At 43.1% G+C, this 18,854-nt stretch carries 23 protein-coding genes and 1 tRNA gene; 17 read left to right on the top strand and 7 right to left on the bottom strand.

Annotated features, from left to right (window positions below):
• Positions 1-194 (top strand): zinc ribbon domain-containing protein (locus BLV90_RS14555; RefSeq protein ID WP_143035072.1); only part of this gene is annotated, 194 nt, incomplete at its 5' end.
• A gap of 454 nt (positions 195-648) precedes the next feature.
• Here BLV90_RS14555 and BLV90_RS14550 read toward each other — a convergent pair.
• Both BLV90_RS14550 and BLV90_RS14545 read right to left on the bottom strand, forming a co-directional pair.
• Positions 649-2,157 (bottom strand): FG-GAP-like repeat-containing protein, encoded by a 1,509-nt coding sequence (locus BLV90_RS14550; protein WP_177168097.1) that lies wholly within the window; start codon positions 2,155-2,157, stop codon positions 649-651.
• Between the two features lie 325 nt (positions 2,158-2,482).
• Positions 2,483-3,991, bottom strand: coding sequence for an FG-GAP-like repeat-containing protein (locus tag BLV90_RS14545; protein ID WP_091742665.1), 1,509 nt, complete (start codon positions 3,989-3,991; stop codon positions 2,483-2,485).
• Between the two features lie 364 nt (positions 3,992-4,355).
• Between BLV90_RS14545 and BLV90_RS14540 the strand changes: the two genes are divergently transcribed.
• Both BLV90_RS14540 and BLV90_RS14535 read left to right on the top strand, forming a co-directional pair.
• On the top strand, positions 4,356-4,742 hold the full coding sequence (locus BLV90_RS14540) for a DUF4288 domain-containing protein (protein WP_245726376.1): 387 nt from the start codon (positions 4,356-4,358) through the stop codon (positions 4,740-4,742).
• Between the two features lie 177 nt (positions 4,743-4,919).
• A complete protein-coding gene (locus tag BLV90_RS14535) occupies positions 4,920-5,489 on the top strand; it encodes a GNAT family N-acetyltransferase (RefSeq protein WP_091742661.1) in 570 nt (189 codons plus the stop codon).
• A gap of 13 nt (positions 5,490-5,502) precedes the next feature.
• On the opposite strand, the gene BLV90_RS14530 is transcribed toward BLV90_RS14535, so the two are convergent.
• Entirely contained in the window at positions 5,503-6,750 is a 1,248-nt protein-coding gene (locus tag BLV90_RS14530; protein WP_177168096.1) for an MFS transporter, read from the bottom strand.
• Between the two features lie 473 nt (positions 6,751-7,223).
• Here BLV90_RS14530 and BLV90_RS14525 point away from each other — a divergent pair, with 473 nt between their 5' ends.
• The 3 genes from BLV90_RS14525 (at position 7,224) to BLV90_RS14520 (ending at position 8,855) form a co-directional block, all read left to right on the top strand.
• Positions 7,224-8,207, top strand: coding sequence for a polysaccharide biosynthesis protein (locus tag BLV90_RS14525; RefSeq protein WP_091742657.1), 984 nt, complete (start codon positions 7,224-7,226; stop codon positions 8,205-8,207).
• A 284-nt stretch (positions 8,208-8,491) separates the two neighbouring features.
• Complete coding sequence (locus tag BLV90_RS16350; RefSeq protein ID WP_177168095.1) at positions 8,492-8,641, top strand: hypothetical protein; 150 nt, start codon at positions 8,492-8,494, stop codon at positions 8,639-8,641.
• A 138-nt stretch (positions 8,642-8,779) separates the two neighbouring features.
• Positions 8,780-8,855: transfer RNA gene (locus tag BLV90_RS14520), tRNA-Ala, on the top strand.
• Positions 8,856-8,950: 95 nt separating this feature from the next.
• On the opposite strand, the gene BLV90_RS14515 is transcribed toward BLV90_RS14520, so the two are convergent.
• Complete coding sequence (locus tag BLV90_RS14515; protein ID WP_091742655.1) at positions 8,951-10,093, bottom strand: site-specific integrase; 1,143 nt, start codon at positions 10,091-10,093, stop codon at positions 8,951-8,953.
• A 230-nt stretch (positions 10,094-10,323) separates the two neighbouring features.
• Between BLV90_RS14515 and BLV90_RS14510 the strand changes: the two genes are divergently transcribed.
• On the top strand, positions 10,324-10,524 hold the full coding sequence (locus BLV90_RS14510; RefSeq protein WP_091742654.1) for a MerR family transcriptional regulator: 201 nt from the start codon (positions 10,324-10,326) through the stop codon (positions 10,522-10,524).
• A gap of 104 nt (positions 10,525-10,628) precedes the next feature.
• On the opposite strand, the gene BLV90_RS16730 is transcribed toward BLV90_RS14510, so the two are convergent.
• On the bottom strand, positions 10,629-10,760 hold the full coding sequence (locus BLV90_RS16730) for a hypothetical protein (protein WP_281242047.1): 132 nt from the start codon (positions 10,758-10,760) through the stop codon (positions 10,629-10,631).
• Complete coding sequence (locus BLV90_RS14505; RefSeq protein WP_143035071.1) at positions 10,757-12,067, bottom strand: helix-turn-helix domain-containing protein; 1,311 nt, start codon at positions 12,065-12,067, stop codon at positions 10,757-10,759. The genes BLV90_RS16730 and BLV90_RS14505 overlap by 4 nt, the downstream gene beginning before the upstream one ends.
• 214 nt (positions 12,068-12,281) lie before the next feature.
• Between BLV90_RS14505 and BLV90_RS14500 the strand changes: the two genes are divergently transcribed.
• Positions 12,282-12,473 (top strand): hypothetical protein, encoded by a 192-nt coding sequence (locus BLV90_RS14500; RefSeq protein ID WP_091742651.1) that lies wholly within the window; start codon positions 12,282-12,284, stop codon positions 12,471-12,473.
• A 1-nt stretch (position 12,474) separates the two neighbouring features.
• Here the strand turns inward: BLV90_RS14500 and BLV90_RS14495 are convergent, their stop codons facing one another.
• Complete coding sequence (locus BLV90_RS14495; RefSeq protein WP_091742649.1) at positions 12,475-12,828, bottom strand: helix-turn-helix domain-containing protein; 354 nt, start codon at positions 12,826-12,828, stop codon at positions 12,475-12,477.
• Positions 12,829-12,994: 166 nt separating this feature from the next.
• On the opposite strand from BLV90_RS14495, the gene BLV90_RS14490 reads away from it, so the two are divergent.
• The 9 genes from BLV90_RS14490 to BLV90_RS14455 all read left to right on the top strand — a co-directional run bounded on the left by BLV90_RS14490 (position 12,995) and on the right by BLV90_RS14455 (position 18,577).
• Complete coding sequence (locus tag BLV90_RS14490) at positions 12,995-13,258, top strand: helix-turn-helix transcriptional regulator (protein ID WP_425433901.1); 264 nt, start codon at positions 12,995-12,997, stop codon at positions 13,256-13,258.
• A gap of 203 nt (positions 13,259-13,461) precedes the next feature.
• A complete protein-coding gene (locus BLV90_RS14485; protein ID WP_177168094.1) occupies positions 13,462-14,361 on the top strand; it encodes an ATP-binding protein in 900 nt (299 codons plus the stop codon).
• Positions 14,362-14,496, top strand: a complete 135-nt coding sequence (locus BLV90_RS16725) for a hypothetical protein (protein ID WP_281242046.1) — start codon at positions 14,362-14,364, stop codon at positions 14,494-14,496.
• Positions 14,497-14,588: 92 nt separating this feature from the next.
• Complete coding sequence (locus tag BLV90_RS14480; RefSeq protein ID WP_143035070.1) at positions 14,589-14,783, top strand: hypothetical protein; 195 nt, start codon at positions 14,589-14,591, stop codon at positions 14,781-14,783.
• A 118-nt stretch (positions 14,784-14,901) separates the two neighbouring features.
• The gene (locus BLV90_RS14475; protein ID WP_091742642.1) at positions 14,902-15,252 is read left to right on the top strand and encodes a hypothetical protein; all 351 of its coding nucleotides are present in this window, start codon (positions 14,902-14,904) and stop codon (positions 15,250-15,252) included.
• Entirely contained in the window at positions 15,245-16,135 is an 891-nt protein-coding gene (locus BLV90_RS14470; protein ID WP_091742640.1) for a hypothetical protein, read from the top strand. The genes BLV90_RS14475 and BLV90_RS14470 overlap by 8 nt, the downstream gene beginning before the upstream one ends.
• Positions 16,125-17,447: a replicative DNA helicase gene (dnaB, locus tag BLV90_RS14465; protein ID WP_091742638.1), complete on the top strand. Its 1,323-nt coding sequence runs from the start codon at positions 16,125-16,127 to the stop codon at positions 17,445-17,447. The genes BLV90_RS14470 and dnaB overlap by 11 nt, the downstream gene beginning before the upstream one ends.
• A gap of 34 nt (positions 17,448-17,481) precedes the next feature.
• Positions 17,482-17,835 carry a RusA family crossover junction endodeoxyribonuclease gene (locus BLV90_RS14460; protein ID WP_091742636.1) on the top strand — a complete coding sequence of 118 codons (354 nt, stop codon included), beginning with the start codon at positions 17,482-17,484 and terminating at the stop codon, positions 17,833-17,835.
• 175 nt (positions 17,836-18,010) lie between these two features.
• Positions 18,011-18,577, top strand: a complete 567-nt coding sequence (locus BLV90_RS14455; RefSeq protein WP_091742634.1) for a sigma factor-like helix-turn-helix DNA-binding protein — start codon at positions 18,011-18,013, stop codon at positions 18,575-18,577.
• Positions 18,578-18,854 lie beyond the last annotated feature (277 nt).

The following is an 18,854-nucleotide window of genomic DNA, read 5'->3' as shown; positions in this document are numbered from 1 at the left end:
AAGCAGAGATGGTAGGTATTCGCTTTGAAGAAGTCAAAGCGGAATATACCAGTCAAACCTGCAAATGTGGGCATCGAGAGAAATCTAATCGAAATAGGCTTCGTTTCCAATGTAAGCAGTGTGGCTTTATCTGTCATGCAGACTTAAATGGAGCGATCAATATAGGTAAGGCGATATCTGGGCTCGCCGCCTAGAACGCTGATAACAGGCCTTCCGCCCATGCGGGTACATTTCTAACTGCATGGGACGGGGTGATGACACACCCCTGAACTTGAGCGTTGTCCAAAACGGAAACGGATTGCGGACGCTAACGACTCAAGAATCCCATTCGACTTCAGCCATGGGAGTGTCAAATTAACTCCTGAACATAACGAGACGATAGGATTTGATGAAGAAATAGGTGATATTGAATTAGGTAATTACTACATTAAAATTGTCGACCAAGATCCTAATAATTGGGAATATACAGGAAGCGGAGAAATCTATTCTCAATAGATTTTTTATATGAGTAAACTGAAAAACGGTTAATTCCCTCAAATCAAGGGGATTACCGTTTTACTTTAGTTTGATTATGTTCGTTGGTTAGTTACATCTCTATAATACACTTTAGCGTTGTGTTAAGCTTTTCAACAACGCTTTTTTGTCACCTTACTCCTCCTCAAAAGGGAAGACGTTCACCGTAAAGGTTCCGGTGGCGGAGTTGCCGTTCGTATCCGTAGCCACACAGGTGACAATCGTGGATCCCACTGGGAAAAAGGAGCCTGAGGGAGGAGTGCAGGTCGTCGTGATCACACCCGGGCAATTATCGGTAACGACAGGATCGGGATATGTTACGATCGTACCAACGGAATTATCCACCTGAACGTCAATATCGCTAAGATTCGTAAAGACGGGCGGTTCGGTATCATTCACCGTGACCGTAAAGGTACAAGCTTCTATATTCGCTGGGTTTAGATTACTGGCTGCGGTACAAGTGACTGAGGTTGGGCTACCCACCGGGACGGTTGCTGGATCGCAGAAAGTGGCCACATTGACGCATTGATCGGATGGAAAAGGAACGGTTGCTGCACAGATTCCAGGATCATTTGGTAGCACTTGATCTGAACAGGTAAAAGCGCGGACGCAGTCATCGAGCAAGACGGAGGTATTGTCATCACTTGAATTTGCGGTAGCTAAGTCGGGAGCCCCGTCATTGTTAAAATCCGCGATAGTGATTCCTAGTGGATCAGCTCCGGTGGTAAAGGTAGTTTGAGCCGTGAAGGTACCATCACCATTGCCTATGAAAATGGAGACTGTGGTATCTGAACTATTGGTAACGGCTAGATCTAGAATGCCATCACAGTTAAAGTCTGTACTTTCCACATCAAATGGAAGATCTCCAGTGGCAAAGGTGGTTTGAGGCCCGAAGGATCCAGTACCGTTTCCTAGGAAGACGGAGATGGTGTTATCTGCTCCATTGGCGACAGTGAGATCGATAAATCCATCATTATTAAAATCGGCGCTAGTTAACTCTTGTGGAGCAATTCCGGTGGCAAAGGTGGTTTGAGGCCCAAAGGATCCAGTACCGTCTCCTAGAAAGACAGAGACGGTGTCTCCTGAATTATTGGTGACAGCGAGGTCGGTATTGCCGTCATTATTAAAATCAGCGCTAGTGATTCCTAGTGGAGCAGCTCCGGTGGCAAAGGTGGTTTGAGGCCCAAAGGATCCAGTGCCGTTTCCTAGCAAGACGGAGACGGTGTTACCCCCAGAATTGGCGATGGCGAGATCAAGATTACCATCATTGTTAAAATCAGCGCTCACGATCCCATTTGGTAGATCTCCGGTGGCGAAGGTGGTTTGAGGATCAAAGGTACCATCACCATTGCCTAACAAGATGGAGACGGTGTCATCTGCTACATTGGTAGCAGCGAGATCGATATTGCCGTCATTATTAAAATCAGCGCTAATGATCTCAAATGGTTGATCTCCGACTACAAAGGTGGTTTGAGTACTAAAGTTGCCATCTCCAATGCCTAAGAGCACAGAGACAGTGTCATCTGAAAAATTGGTGACAGCGAGATCGATAATTCCGTCATTGTTAAAATCCGCACTGGTGATGAAGACTGAACCACCACCTGTCGCAAAGGGTCCCCTAGCTACAAAAGCGGGACAAACCATAACTACTCCTCCTCTTGAACAAATTTCCAATAATATGCCTATGCTTCGGTAGGGTAAATGGTTAACCATATAGAGGTCGGTGTACTCTATAGAATCGACAGTAAAACCATTATTTTCGTACTGGGAATATACAGGAAGCGGAGAGATCTATTCTCAATAGCCGATTCTCCATATGAATAAACTGAAAAACGGATAATCCTATAAATCAAGGAGATTACCGTTTTTCTTAATTTGATTCTGTTCCTGGTTTAGTCCATCACTATATTACTTTAGTCCTGTATTAAGCTTTTCAACAACTTCTTATATAGCAACGCTTTTTGTCACCTTACTCCTCCTCAAAAGGGAAGACGTTCACCGTAAAGGTTCCGGTGGCGGAGTTGCCGTTCGTATCCGTAGCCACACAGGTGACAATCGTGGATCCCACTGGGAAAAAGGAGCCTGAGGGAGGAGTGCAGGTCGTCGTGATCACACCCGGACAATTATCGGTAACGACAGGATCGGGATAAGTTACGATCGTTCCAACGGAATTATCCACCTGAACGTCAATATCGCTAAGGTTCGTAAAGACGGGAGGTTCGGTATCATTCACCGTGACCGTAAAGGTACACGCCTCCGTATTCGCTGGGTTCAGGGCACTGGCTGCAGTACAAGTGACTACGGTTGGACTACCCACCGCGACGGTGTCTGGATCGCAGGTAATGGTTACATTGGCGCATTGTTCCGATGTGACAGTTACAGTTGCTGCACAGATTCCAGGATCATTGGGTAGCACTTGATCCGAGCAGGTTAAAGGGCGGACACAGTCGTCGAGCAAGACGGAGACATTGTTATCATTTGCATTTGTGGTAGCTAAGTCGGGGGCCCCATCGTTGTTAAAATCGGCGCTAATGATTTCGGTAGGAATACTTCCAGTGGCAAAAGTGGTTTGGGGAGCAAAGGACCCCGTACCGTCTCCTAGCAAGATGGAGACGGTGTCATCTAATAGATTGGTGACAGCGAGATCTGGACTACCATCACAGTTAAAGTCTGTATTTGTCACTCCCGATGGAAAAGTTCCGGTGGCAAAGGTGGATTGGGGAGCAAAGGTACCATTTCCATTTCCTAAGAGCACGGAGACGGTGTCATCTAATAGATTAGTGACAGCGAGATCGAGATTGCCGTCCTTATTAAAATCCGCGCTAGTGATCTCCAATGGAACCGTTCCGGTAGCAAAGGTGGTTTGAGGACCAAAGGATCCAGAACCGTTTCCGAGCAAGATGGAGACGGTGTTATCGACTGTATTAACGACTGCGAGATCGAGATTGCCATCCTTATTAAAATCAGCACTAATGATTCCTTGTGGAGAAATTCCTGTGGCAAAGGTGGTTTGGGGACCAAAAGATCCAGAACCGTTTCCGAGCAAGACGGAGACATTGTTACTTCCCGTATTGGTGACAGCGAGATCGAGATTCCCGTCCTTATTAAAATCCGCGCTAATGACTTCAAGTGGATTATCTCCGGTAGAAAAGGTAGTTCGAGCCATAAAGGTCCCATCTCCATTACCTAAGAACACGGAGACGGTGTCATCTGTTGTGTTGGTTAAAGCGAGATCAATATTCCCATCCTCATTAAAATCAGCGCTAGTGATCCCTGCTGGATTATTTCCAGAGGCAAAGGTGGCTTGGGGAGTAAAGGTGCCATCTCCAATGCCTAAGAGCACAGAGACAGTTTCATCTGAAAAATTGGTGACAGCGATGTCGATATTCCCGTCATTATTATAATCAGCGCTGGTGATGAATTGTGGATTAGTATCTGTTGCAAAGGGGCCTGTAGTAACAAAAGCGGGACAAACCATAAAGTATTACCTCCTATTGAACAAATTTCAGTAATATGCCTATGCTTCAGTAGAGTAAACGGTTAACCATTTAGAGGTCGGTGTACTCATAGAGGTGACGTCAAACCGGAGCGTGTTATTCTGCGACACTTTTTACCTCTATTACCGTAAACCGTTTAAAGTGGTCATCAAATACAGTCAAATTGATTTGGTCACTACTGGAAAGCCAGTGAACTGAAATAGGTTTGTTATGCTTTTCTTGGCTATAAGGTTGTGAAACATCGAAATGTAAATTACTCTACTTTACACGATGGAGCTTCTTTGTTCCTAATCCGTGGCTAGTCGTAGTCTGAATTAATATATCTCTTTTAGGGAGGAAATGTTGATGAAGAGTGATATTCATGCTAATTGGTATTCTGTGAGTGTTTTATTTGAATCTGTTCGCTTAGGGGAAACTGTGGACAGTGAAATTGATAAAGATAAGGAAGATCTTAAGCTTTTTGAACATAAGATTATAGTTACTAAAGCAAATAACATTGAAGAGTCCTACAATAAAGCTGATAATTATGCTAAAAACGAGGAATTTGAATACGAAAATAGCCTTGGTGAAAAGGTGAAGAATAAATTCGTATCTACGCTTCATGCAGTAGAACTCGATGATGATGAAATAACGACAGGGGTTGAAGTGTATTCAAGATTCATACATGCCTGTGAACAGGACACCTCTCAAAGCGTGATTCAGAGATATTTTCCGGAGGCTTTAATGGAATAAAAAAAACAGGAAGGGACCTTTTTCAAGGCCCCTTCCTGTTGATAATATTCGTGAAAATTATATAAATGAGAATTTGTCATCAATTTATGCAGTATAATCTACGCTTGTCTTTATAGCCAAATCCTAATTTTTTGCGACAACATTTTGCATAAATAAACTACATTTATGGGTGATGAGATGGCCAACATACTATTGAAAGAGTTTCCAAATTCCTTTAAAACAGAGCGTTTATTAATACGTTTGCCTCTCCCTGGAGATGGGGTTGCGGTGCATGAAGGTATTAGAGAGACGCAAGAAGAGCTACGCCCCTGGATGCCATGGGCACAGGTCGATCAAAATGTAGAGGATATCGAGGTCAACGTACGTAAAGCCCATATCCGATTTATTGAACGTTCCGATCTACGGTTTCACTTATTCTTAAAAGAAAGCGGCGAATTTGTCGGAATTGGCGGCCTTCATTGTATCAACTGGGAAGTCCCGCGTGTTGAAATCGGGTATTGGTGTCGGAAACGATACATGGGACAAGGGTTGATTAGTGAAGCTGTGCAAGGGTTGACTAATTTTGCGATTCAACAGCTAGGAGTAAAGCGGGTGGAGATCCGCTGTGATTCAGAAAATCATGCAAGTCGCAGGGTTGCCGAGCGAACGGACTTTATCTTAGAAGGGATCTTGCGTCAGTTTGACCGCTCGCCGGATGGAGAGGAGTTACGGGATGTGGCGGTTTACTCTATTGTGGTGAAGGAATAAGGGCATGAGCGGATCATGCCTTTTTTTGCATGGTAGCTGGTTCGATAGAATGGTCATCGGCGACTTCTAGAAAACGAAAGTAGGGCAAGAGTATACCAAGTAGTGAAACAAAGACGATGATCAGTCCTACAAAGCACAGGGTAGTGCGTGTGCCCCAGCTATCTCCCAGTATGCCACCGATGAACGTGCCCAAGGGCATGATGCATCGGATGATGAGTAGTCGCAAGGAGAATACTTGGGCAAGCCGTTCTTGAGGTATCAATCGTTGAAATAGAGTCGTGGAGTGGACATGAAAAAAAGGAGCAGCTATTCCCGCGATCAGTTCAATACATATGGCCACACCGATATGATTAGCGATGGCGAGTGCGACAAAAGTGAGACCGCCTATCACATTGGCACCAAGCATCCTTCGCCGGAGGTTCCCTGATTTTAAGTGAGAGAGAAGATAGCTACCAAGGACATATCCCAGGGGAAATGTAGCGATAAACCATCCATAGATGATGGAGTTTCCTCGTAGCTCTTGCAAAATATAGGGCAAGTTGAGGACCATCAGCACACCTACACCAAACTGAACCACGGCTAGAAAAAGAGCGAGCCACCAGAGTATTTTTTGTTGATAAAAGTATGTAAATCCGCTTTGAATCCCTTCAACCCATGTTTGTTTATTTCCAGGGGGGCGTTGTTTCTTTGGTGGGGTGATGGTTGTGAGAAAAAGCGCTCCACAGAAAAAGGCGAAAATGACACAGGGCCATGTGAGAAACGGCCCCCACTTAGCAAACATCAAACCGGCAAGTATAGGTCCGAGCATAGAGGTAAGGCGTAAGGAACCGTCTAAGAGAGCATTGGCCTTTGATAGTTGTTCCTTTGCAACGAGAGAGGGAGTCATCGCTAAGCTAGTTGGGGCGTAGACAGCTTGTACGATGCCAGAGATGGCTGAAACGATATAAAGATGCCAAGGAAGTAATTGATCCAGTGACCATAACACCACTGGAAGAAGAAAGATGAATCCACGTATACCGTGAGATAGGATCAACGTATGAGTTCGATTCCACCGATCCAGGTAGGGTCCCACTAACAATAAGACAAGTAGTGATGGTAGTAAATAGATAAGCCACAATGTTCCCATGGCGGTTTTAGAACCAGTCATTTGAAACAGTACGAAGCTGTTTGTCATCGTACCAAACGTTCCACCTAGACTGGATAGAGTTTCACCAATCAATAACCAATAAAAGTTCATAGGCAGGGATAATCTGCGATCCAAAAAATCACTCCTAGACATCTCATATTTGTACGAAATATATTATAACATTTGTTCGATAAAATTCGAATGATTTTTCAACACAAAAACCCTTAATAGATGGGCGGAAGTTTGTCCAGGCGTTATTTGGTATGTAGGGTAAGTAGGACGAAGTGCCTGATCGTGTTAGGATTTAATCAGGACGTATCCTACCCTGCGGGGAGATATTTTACTTGAATATATCTGAGAATTAAGTCTTTATAGGTAGATGAACTAGCGAAAATGTTTTTTAGGGTGAAGCCAAAACAATCGCTTCTATTAAGATATGGATTCTATTCTGCCTTATAACGTCAGGTACCATCCCTCTTTGAAATGTGTTAGTGCACTATTTTTTGTGTGATTAGGTTGCTGGCTATGCCGGAATATGGATTCCATAAATATACTGTTACATCTAAGGTAGGTAGATAATGCTTTCAGAGTTAAGGAGGAAGAACGATATGTTTCAAAACCGAACCATACTGATCACAGGTGGTACAGGCTCCTGGGGGAAAGAACTGATCGTCCAATTAATGAAGTATAAACCAAAAGAGATTCGTATCTATGCCAGAAATGAATTATCTCAAGTAAGTCTCCGTTGGGATCTGGGGCAATCAGTACCTATTCAATTTGTTATCGGTGATGTGCGCGATATGCAACCATTGGAGAAAGCGTGTCAAGGGGTGGACTATGTTTTTCATCTAGCCGCATTAAAACATGTCCCTATTTGTGAGTCACAACAGGAAGAAGCATTAAAGACGAATGTATACGGAACGTATAATCTCATTTTGGCTAGTGTTCGCCAAGGTGTGAAAAAAGTAATCAACGTTTCTACCGATAAGGCAGTGGATCCCGTCAATTTTTATGGGATGACAAAGGCACTTGGTGAGAAGATGGTGATTCGCGCCAACGATACCAATAGTACACGCTTTGTTAATGTTCGCGGAGGCAATGTATTGGGGACCAGTGGAAGCGTCGTACCTCTCTTTAAAAAGCAGATTGAGGAGGGAGAACTTCGCGTTACATCAAAGAAAATGACGCGCTTCTTTTTATCCATTTCAGATGCAGTAGAGCTATTGATTAAAGCAGCAACGATATCCATCGGTGGAGAAACCTTTGTGATGAGGATGAAGACTTGTCGGATCATGGACATGGCTAAGGTGATCAGTCAACACATGGGACGTCCTGGAACCAAAATCCGCGAGATAGGAATCCGTCCCGGTGAAAAACTGCATGAGATTTTGATTTCTTCTTATGAAGCCGAACGTACCTACAAATACGATGATCGTTATTATGTTTTGCTTCCGTATGAACCCACTCTCGAGCAGAAGAAAGTCTATGGATCTCTACAAAAGGTGGATTTGCCCAGTTACTATTCCTACACATCATTGATGACCCATAATGAAATTAAAGAAATGCTAGAGGACGGGGGTCTTCTCTCGTAAAGTTGATCCCGATTAAAGTGATTGCAGAAATACCGAATGCCATCTGGGTAGTCCCCAGATGTTAAAAAGACTGATTCAAGCAGTGGCAAAAAGTAATGCGGATGCGGTATCCTGTCGTATCCCGTATTACCCTTGCAAAAGATCGTACACTTTCTGCAGCTTACCCATACCGAATATCTATCCGCATATTTTCGCAATAACCCCCAGCTCTTCATAGACAATATCGTGGAACTTCCTCCCGCTTTCCAATATCCAAACTGGCGGTTAACTTTGGATGAACCCCTATGGGTTATGAAGCCTTACCCTTTGCACGAATTCGTTCATTAATGGCAAACCCAGAAATTCTAAAAATCAATGCCAATGTGCAAGTGAAATATAAAGTGGATCAAGAGTTAGTACGTAAAATACAGGAGGAGACCACATTGGATGATTAATTTTAGAGTAACTATAGTCATTAACAAATAGGAGTCGTCTTCTTAGTGTGATTTGTATGTAAGGTTGAGGTCAATTGGACAATGAACCTTGACATTTTTGCTCTTCTGCTATAATATAATTTTCGTTGGCAACAATACGGGGCATTAGCTCAGCTGGGAGAGCGCTACACTGGCAGTGTAGAGGTCAGCGGTTCGATCCCGCTATGCTCCACCAAAGCAAACCTTTGATTTATCAGGGGTTTTTGTTTTTTTATTTTGCGGGGAAGGTTTACAGTTTTGGCATTTGACCACACTTTGACCACATAAGGTTTACGACTTGGAATTTTCAGTACCATTTCTTTTCATCGCATCACCAAATTTTTTCGCTGCGTCAATTTGCAAATTAGGAATGACATGGCTGTAAATATCCAATGTAATGCTAGTCCGACTATGACCTAATCGCTCACTGACAATTTTCGGGTGTTCTCCTAGCTGCAACATGATGCTAGCGTGTGTATGTCGCAAATCATGAAATCTTACTTTCGGTATCCCGCCGCTAGTATCAATCATTCGATGGAAATGTCGAATCAGGTTCCTTGGATTAATTGGCTTGCCTTCCACAGTACAATTTACAAGGTCCTGATCTTTATATGTGATTCCGAGTAACAATTTTTGTTGATTTTGTTTTGCTCTGTGCTTTTTAAGTGCTGTTACTACTTCGTTAGTACATGTGATATTTCTTTTAGATCCCTTTGTTTTTGGCTCTTGGAACATTAATCCTGCACTTGTTCGACCAAGTGTTTGTTGGATGCGGATCACTCCTCTAATGAGGTCGCAATCTTTCCACCTTAGACCTAAAATTTCGCCCTGTCTCATACCTGTGTGGATTGCTAAGAGGTAGGGTATATAATATTTCTCGTTCTCTACATGTATGAGAAATCGATTTGCTTCTTCAATATCCCAAGTTGGTTTTTCCTTTCCACTGGGTTTTGGCGGACTTACGTGTTCACAGGGGTTTTTTGAAATTATCTGCCATTGGAAAGCTTGGTTGAGAGATTTACGTAGGATCGAATGCATGTATCGGACGTAATCGTTTGAAAAACCCTCTCCTAACTTTTTGGTATAGAAGTTTTGAATTATGATAGGTGTTAATTCACTTAGCCTGATTTGTCCTAGCTCAGGGATGATGTGCTTCTCGAGGACGATCCGATATGTGTCTAAAGTGGTCGCCCTTAATGTTTGTTTAACGGATGAATTGATCCATTCGTTGAGGTACTGTGCAAGCGTGTTTTTACTTGGCTCTACGTATTCTCCTCTTCGTAGTTGAGAAATCAATTCGGCGCAGGCTTCTTCGGCTATCTTCTTAGTTTTGTATCCCCCTTTAGTCTTCTGTTTGCGACGTCCATTAGAGTCTTTTCCTATGTCGAGGGTAAAAGACCATGTTTTTCCTCTTTTCCTGAAGTAACCCTTCATCTGTTTTCCTCCCGAATGCAAATTATTTGTCATTTTGTATTTTAACTGGTAGTGCTGAAGGTGAACAGATGTAACTATTGGTTATATAGTAACATAATGTTGCGTATTGTGTTATTGGAAACTTTTTGTTACCATAATCTTAAAGCAACAAATAGTTACTTGAAGAAGAGAGGTGTATGGGGATAATAGACTGATTTTTATGTTTTATCAATAAGGAGGTTATGCAAATAATGAGTCCTGAAGATTATCCATTGATATTGAAGGCGGGTCATGTAGCGGAGATTCTTGGGATCTCAAAGCGAAGAGCCTATGAAGTAATGAACTATTCACATTTTCCTTTAGTACGAGTGGGCCGATCCAAACGTGTTGGGCGGGATGCATTTTTTCGTTGGGTTGAAGGACAATTAGAGATTCGTTCAGTTGTTAGTTAAAGCTAATAAATAAGGCACCGTTCATTATCATAAAATGAACGGTGCCTTATTTAATTCGAGAATCTTGGTCATTAATAAACCCAGAAGTTGTAATAATGGGTTTATTAAGTTCCTCCAGGCTTATCTTGGCGATTTTCAACACTGTTTTGAGTATTATTATATGAGATTTCCATATATGAAACAGTTGTGGCTACAAGCAATAATAATACTACAACACTTTTTACTACTTTAGTCATATACATACCTCCTCTAAAATATTTCCTCGTTGTACTTTGAATAGTTGCTTCATTGTCTTTTGAAATTCCTTTTCATTGTTTTCCTGTTCGTAACACTCAGCTAATTTTAAAAGTGATTGATGCTCTATTTGTTTCAACCCGTGGGATATTGATATGTTCCGTACCCTATCCAATATACTAATGGCGTTACTGAATTTTTGTTGTGAAATCAAATAATCTGATAAGGTGAGCAATGAAAAGGTAAGACGTGTAGTGTTATTACTATTCTCGGCCATTTTAACCGATTTCTCAATAAATTCCTCGGCCATATTGAGTTGTCCCTTTGCTAAATAGAGATTACCAAGCCTTGCATAAGCCGTAATTATCTTATCTTCATCTTCTTTTGAAATCTTATCTTTGAGTGACATTGCTTTGTTTAGATAGACTTCTGCTTGATCCCATTCTTTTGTACTCAAGTATACAGCGCCTAACAAAGACCAGAAATCAAAAATAGAATAAAATAATTTATTTGCTCGCGCAATTTCCAAGCCTTGTATACAATAATTTATAGCTTGTTCTTCCATCCCTAATCTTCGTGAAAGATCCGCTCTAAGCCAATAGAAACTGACTTTTGTTTCAGCATGATCAATATTATTTATATTTTTCCATTGTTCATAAACCGTCTCGAAAGCTTCCCCAATACATCCTAATTGAGTTAGGTAAAAAGCTTTATTTCTAATGAGAACATACTTAACGTACGTTCTTGTGTTATTGTCTATAAAGTTCGTCAGTCCATAGTTAGTAACCTGAAGTGCTTTATCTAATACATTTTGATTGTAGTAAACTAATCCTAGTTCTGCATAAGAAGCTGCGGCAATATTATTTGATTGGTCATCTAGACGAATACAATTTTGTAGGTGTTTCTCAGCTTTTACCCAATTCCCATTCTTCAGGTGACATTTCCCAGCTATGTAGTTATAGTAACTTGCCTGTGGGTGTGAGTTTGATATGTCTAATTCCTCTAACTCTAATAAGGCCTCTTGAATTAGGTTAGATTCCCTCAGACAATCAATATTCATTAAAGTTATTTCTGTATTTATCAACTCATTTTTTTCTTTTATAAATAGTTCAGAAACATATTCTAAATTAATTCCTAGTTTATCGGCAAGGTAATTGACTAACTCTTTGCTTACATTAGAAAATCCTCGCTCTATATTGCTAATTGTTGCTTTTGAAATATTGTTGTCTGCTAGATTGTCTAGAGTTAGCCCTTGTTTATTTCTTTCAGAGCGAATAAGGCATCCAATCTTCTCAAATTCAGATTCCAAAATATTCACCTCTGTCCATAAAATTCACTCAATTAATTTATCACTCGAACTACTGTTTGTCCAGGGATTTTACCTGTTCATGGAAATCGGTAAATATATATTTCTTGATTAGACAGAAAACTAACCGTAATATTAAATTAGGGTAAATTAAACAATAATGTTTATATTTTTTCCTTTGGTGGCTCTTTATTACACACAATAAAGGGGGGTTATTTTGAAAACTGATGTGAGATTAGACATTGAATTAAAGATGACAGAAGTATCAAAAGATATCCCACTTGATGATATATTTGATGCTGAGGAAGTAATAAAACATCTTATTAGTGAAAATATATTTACTTGGGAGGAATTAAAGGCAATTGAGTTGTTTATGAAAAAAAAGAAGCGGCTTAAAGGAGATAATTAGATTACTCCTGGGCGGCTTCTTTTTTCTTCTTTCGTTGAATAGCTAGCTCAAAAAGTTCATATAAAAATGCTTTGTCTTCATCATTCAATTCTATACCACCAAAATGTGCTTTTTGTGATTGGTTTAGTATTTCCTTAAGGTCTATATTAGCTTCTGATGGTGCAGATCTATTTAAAAGATCATCGATACTTACATCAAAAATATCAGCTATTTGATTTAATGAATCAATATCTGGTTGACGTGTGCCTTTTTCATAATAACCATACGCTTGTCTGGAGATTCCTAGTCTATCGGCAACTTCTTGTTGGGTTAATTTTTTTGCTTTTCTAATGGATTTTAGTTTATGTGGGAACATGATTAACCACCTGTGAAATTATTTTGTATGCTTAGTATAACGCAACTGAATGTTGCGTAAATATGGGAATTTGCTATAGTAACAAAATGTTGCAAAAAACGTTGACAGAAACGTTTTGTTGCTATAGTGTTTATGGTAACAGAATGTTACGTAAGGGGGGAGGATGTTGAGGCATTGGCTAATAATAGCAAGAACAGAAGGGGAAGTATCATTTACACAAGAAGAAATAGCTACTAAAGTTAACGTAAAAAGACAGTACTATGGGATGATTGAAAAAGGAACAAGAACACCTAGTGTTTCTCTTGCGAAGAGAATAGCAAATATACTGAATTTTAATTGGGTCATTTTTTTTGACTCTAAAGGTAACAATATGTTGCTAAGTGAAGCCGATTTACATAGAAAGTCTGAATACAAGTCGGACATATCTTGAATCTTTGGAAGGGGGGCCTCCAATAAATAGCATGATGGATAAGTCTCTAACCTGAGAGGAAGTGAGCCGATGTATCTGCTAGAGTTACAAGTCTGCGTAATCTGTGGAGAAATTTACGATATTACTGAAGGGCCAGATTTCGAACAGGTTTGCTCCCTTGGATGTCTTATCGATTTGGAGTTGTACCAAGGAGGTAATCAATGATGTTTCAGCCAGCCAGAAAGGTTAAGAAATCTCTGAAAGTAGCAGTTTTCGGTGAAAGCGGAGTCGGTAAGACATGGTTTGCGCTTCAGGCTCCTGGGTGCAAAGCGGTCATTGATACCGAGAACGGAACCGACTTTTATGGTGGGAAATTCGATTTTGAGGTCATCAAGACCCGCCGTTATACCGAGGTCATGAAAGCACTCGACTACATAGAGGCCAACGCAGATAAATACGATGTGCTCATCATCGATCCAATCACAAACATCTACCAAGTGCTGAAGGACGCAGGACAGCTTTCCGCCGAGCGTCGAGCGCAGAACAAAGGGAAAAGCGGAGAGGATGCAGCCCTCACTTTTAGGGACTGGGGAATCATCAAGAATAAGTTTAACTCCCTAATAAGTAGGCTCTGTAATCTTCCCTGCCATGTCATTATGACGGGGTGGATAAAGGACATCTATGAAGGATCGGGCGACAGCATGAAAAAGGTTGGAGCTCGGATCGACGCTGACAAGAAAGTTGAATACCAACCGGATGTCATCATCCATTTAGAAGTAGATCGCCAAGGCAACCGATATGGAGTGATCGAAAAAGACCGCACCATGACTCACAAAATTAAAGAGCGAGTGAAGGATATCAACTTCAGCGACTTTATCGCCGCTTCATCGCAGGAAGGCGAAGCGAGCCCACTCCAGATCGATAGTGAGGTGGCCGAAGCTGAGGCGGAGATAACCGCTGAGACAGCGGAGGAGATTAAGAAAATATGGCTAGAGAAAGGATTAAAGCCCCTAGCCTTAAATGCTCAGGTTCGTAGGATCTATCAGTGTGGTTTTGCCGACATGACCCAGTCACAAGGGCAAGAGTTTTTGGACAAGCTCATCGTCACGAAGGAGGTAGAGTAAATGGACTGGGAGTGTGAATATAAGCCGCTTGAAGAGGTGGACGAGCTCTATGAAAATTTGATGTATCTCGAATACGTTGTTTATCCAAAGCTCGATCAAGAATACGCACAAAAACAAAAGGAGCCCTCCGCATAGACGGAAGGGCCCGAGAAAAATCAACTACCGAAATCATACCATGGCAACCGGGCAGCCGCAATGCCCGGACAATAAATCTAAGGGAGTGGTTCATGATGATTCAGGCCCGCTATCAATATGACGGTACCCTTAAAGGGATCGCTGGTTTGAAGCGAGGGGATCAGCTTGAAATAGACGGGACCACCTACCAAGTTATCTGGGTATTCCCGACCGATGGAGAGGAAATCGCCTATCAATTGCGAGGCATGGGGATCGTTCTCGATAGAGAGTTAGAGAGGATCGCCTGATGAAAATGGATCTGGAGGATTGGCTGGACATCATTGTATCGGGAGCGGCATTTATCGGGTTGGTCGTCGTTTGGACAGTTCTACTGATTCTATATGGGTGCTGAGAGGGGACAAGACCATGGCCAAGATCACCTTGGAAACCCGAAGAGCGGCCTATGATGAAATCCTGGAGAGCCTCGGGGCGAGGTATCGTCAAGTGTTAGACGAGCTCTCATATGGGCCAGCCTCAGCTAGAGAATTGGCAATGAGACTGTGGCAAAAGGGGAGCATTCCCAGTCCTGAGAGAAACTTTGTCCATCCTCGATTGACTGAGCTGGAGCAGGTGGAACTCGTCTCTGTCATCGACAAAAAACCTTGCCCGATCAGCGGCAAGACGGTAGCGATATATGAACGGGTCACCAAGGAAACCCACTTGAAGGCGATGCAGGGAGAGTTAGCATTGGAGCCAAAGGAGGCAGACCATGGCTAGGAAACGGATGATGGACCCGAACTTCTGGATGGATGAAAAGGTAGGGATGGTTGATCCCATGGCTCGCCTAACCTTCATGGGGCTGATTAGCCAGGCGGATGATGAGGGGAGAATGGGAGGGCATCCGGCATTAATTAAGTCCCAGGTCTTTCCCTATGACGCTCAAATTACTCCGGATCAGGTTAGGGAGTGGCTAGGATACCTGGAAGAAAAGGAACTTATTCAGCAGTATACTGTGGCCGGGCAATTGTACATATCCCTCCCCAATTTCCTGAAACATCAAAAAATTAATCGCCCAACACCATCCAAGTTGCCTGGCCCAGAACAAACAGAAACAGAAGATAAAAAACAACTCACTGAGTCCTCCGTGAGGGATCATGAACCGATCATGGAGCCCTCACGCCCAATAGAAGTAGAAGAGAATAGAAAAGAAGAGAAAGGAAGTAGAAAGGAACACCCTTCTACAACTGCGGACTGGCTCCATGATTTGGAATCGGACATGCATCCAGACGCCAAGCAGGTGGCGGATCACTACGCCAAGCGGAGGGAGACCTTGGTGGTAGGAAGTAAAGACTTTACCCTCATCGAAACGTTCTTCGATCAGCATACCATTCCTTTAGCCGATGTCATCACAGGGATTGATTACGCCTTTGACCACTACAAACCAGCTACCCGTGGTGGGGGGATTAAATCGTTCAACTACTGCATCCCGATCATTTTAGAGCAATACGACCTGAAGAACTTGCCCGTGCCGATGCCGCGGGGTAAGCCCATTCAACCAGCAGTGAATGTCCCTAATTCCGAGGAGACCCGGGCACAGATTGATGAGCTACTGAGCCGGAGAAGCCAGCTACAGAAAGAGAGGGTGGCTGGTGCGAGATGACACAAGAATCCGTGCCCCCTTTGATACCCGGCTGGAGGAAGAAGTGATTGGGGCGATGATCAGCGACCCGCAGTGTATTGCCGAAGTCGTCGAAAAGATCCAACCCCGTCACTTTTATCATGCGGTCCATCAAAAGCTGTGCAAGAAGATCTATGCGCTATGGCAAGAGGACGAGAAGAAAGTGGATTTGGTGCAAATGGTCCCGTTTCTCCAGCAAGAAAACATCTCCGTGAGCCAGATTACGGACATGGTCCAAGGGTTGGCAACCTCAGCCAAGGTTGCTTATCATGCGGATCGAGTAAAGGACTTGGCCATGCTGCGATCCGCTATCCAAGTCGGACAGGAACTGAGTTTGGCAGGCGGATTGCGCGAGAAAGAGGAGATCCATGCTGCTATTAGTCGGGCGGAGGCTCAGTTGGCTCAAACGACGGAAGAGCAGATGTCAGTCAGTGCCACAGCAACCATCGAGGATATTCTGTATGACTTCCACAGTGAGTTTGAGGTGACGATGCATAATCAATCCGGCATCACTGGACTTTCTACAGGAATTGGCGACCTGGACTGTATGACCGCAGGCTTTCAAAAGCAGAACTTGGTGGTGTTAGCAGGTCGTCCATCGATGGGAAAAACGGCCTTCGCCTTACACCTTGCCCAACACATTTCAAACGAAGGGGAGCGAAACCCTACCTTATTTTGCTCTCTGGAGATGTCCAAGAAGGATCTGGCCCGTCGTTTAATCGGCAATGTAGGCCAGATCGATCTCCAAAATATGAGCACGGGGTTGATCAATGATGAAGAGTACGAAAAGTACACCATGGCCTTATCTATATTAGGCGATGCCAACCTAGTGATCGATGATCAAGCGGGGGTAACCGTTTCGGAAATCAAGGCGAAGGCACGAAGGGTTAAGCGAGAACGAGGGCTTTCCTGCATCATCATCGACTACTTAGGACTCATTGGTGGTGATAGGCGGATGGATCGTTATGAACTTGTTTCAGAAAACATTCGTCAGATAAAGAACCTAGCTAAAGAGTTTCAAATCCCCGTGATTGTCCTGGCCCAGCTTTCTCGAAAGGTAGAAGAGCGTCAAAATAAGCGACCCTTCCTATCTGATCTAAGAGAAAGCGGGGAAATCGAACAGACGGCCGATCTGGTTTTGTTTTTGTACCGGGATGAGTATTACAACCCACACAGTGAGAAGAAACGTATCGCCGAACTCATCATCGCCAAACAGCGAAATGGCCCGGTGGGAACCGTGGAGATGCTATTCATGAAAGAGTATGGGAGTTTCTTGTCGATGACAAAAAGGTGATAGTTCAGTAGATAAACATTGAGGTGATGATAAGGTGATTCGAATTGAAGTTCCCGGTGTCCCTCCCAGTCTGAATCAAATGCGCAATACTCATCACTTTCAATGGAACCGCCTCAAGAAGGAATGGGCTCAGACGATCTTCTTGGTAGCAGCCCGGAACAAGCCCGCTACACCGCTGGATCAAGCAATAGTCACCTTAACTTATCATTTTAGGGATCGGCGGCGACGCGATCCGGATAATTACTCAGGGAAGTTCATTCTGGATCCGTTGGTGGAACTCGGTTTCCTGGTGGACGATTCCTTTGATCATATCGAGCTTAGGCATCGACAGGGCAAAGTCGATTCGAAGAATCCGAGGGTAGTGATTTGCATAGAAGAGGCAGGATGATGATTGAACAGAAGCGACGTGGGAGGGGGAGGGTTTTGCCAAGATGTTCGATGTGCGGGAAGCTGATTAAATGGGCGGAGGTTGAAGGAGAGGACTCAGCGATAGGGATCTGTACTCCATGTTGGGATGATGCGTTGGATAATTCTTCGATGGGAAAACAAGGAGGACGGGCATAATGGAGGATCTCATCCAGCAGTACAAAGATTCGATGAAACGCGTAAGAGAGGCTAAGAGAGCTGTCCCAAAGAGGGAGGATCGCTCTGAGGAGGAAAGGATGTGGCTCTCCACTTTGAATCGGTGCGAAAGCAATTTGCGGTATGCGCTGGATTGGTTACAAACAGGGCGGGAACCTGGTTCAAGGAGGGGTATCGAAAGACTAGCAGCCTATCAGCGTGAAAGAGGATTTGATCCGATGCTTCTGGATGATTATCTCTATAGTTTGGATGAAGGGGATCGACTAAGTAGTAGCCGTCAGTATGACCCCTTCTTTATGATGGACCAACCCCGGCACAATAAGATAACGCAGTCAGATAAGGAGCGGATCGAGGAGGGGCTATCCGGATTGACCGATCTAGAGAGGGATGTGTATCTGATGGCACGGGGGAGATGCCTTTCTCGTGAACAAATTGCCTCGCTTCTAGGAGTCACGAAGGGAACCATTAATAAAATGTTGATTCGAGCAGATGAGAAAGTAGCGCATCGCTCTCAGACCAGCTTATTTTGTCTCCCGAATGCCAACTAATAGTGAGGGATCCACCTCAACTATAACTGCGATATTTCCCGTATCCCGATTTTTTATTGTTAATGTGCCGCCCTCGGGTGGCTTTTATCTCAGTTAATAGATAGGTAGAAGTTAAAGAGCCAGAGGTTTTCAGTAATTAATAACACCAAACATGTTAGTTGTTAAATGTATTGTTGATCAGATTAAAAAGAGTACCAATTGCTTCTTGAAATCTCTTCGGTTACGATTCTGAAAAGATAGATGTTAGTTTTTGACTAATTGTCGAACCTAGCCAAAC

Origin of the sequence: Marininema mesophilum (genome assembly GCF_900106775.1) — a bacterium.
Lineage (GTDB): Bacteria > Bacillota > Bacilli > Thermoactinomycetales > DSM-45169 > Marininema > Marininema mesophilum.
This window is presented reverse-complemented; position numbering and strand designations above follow the sequence as displayed.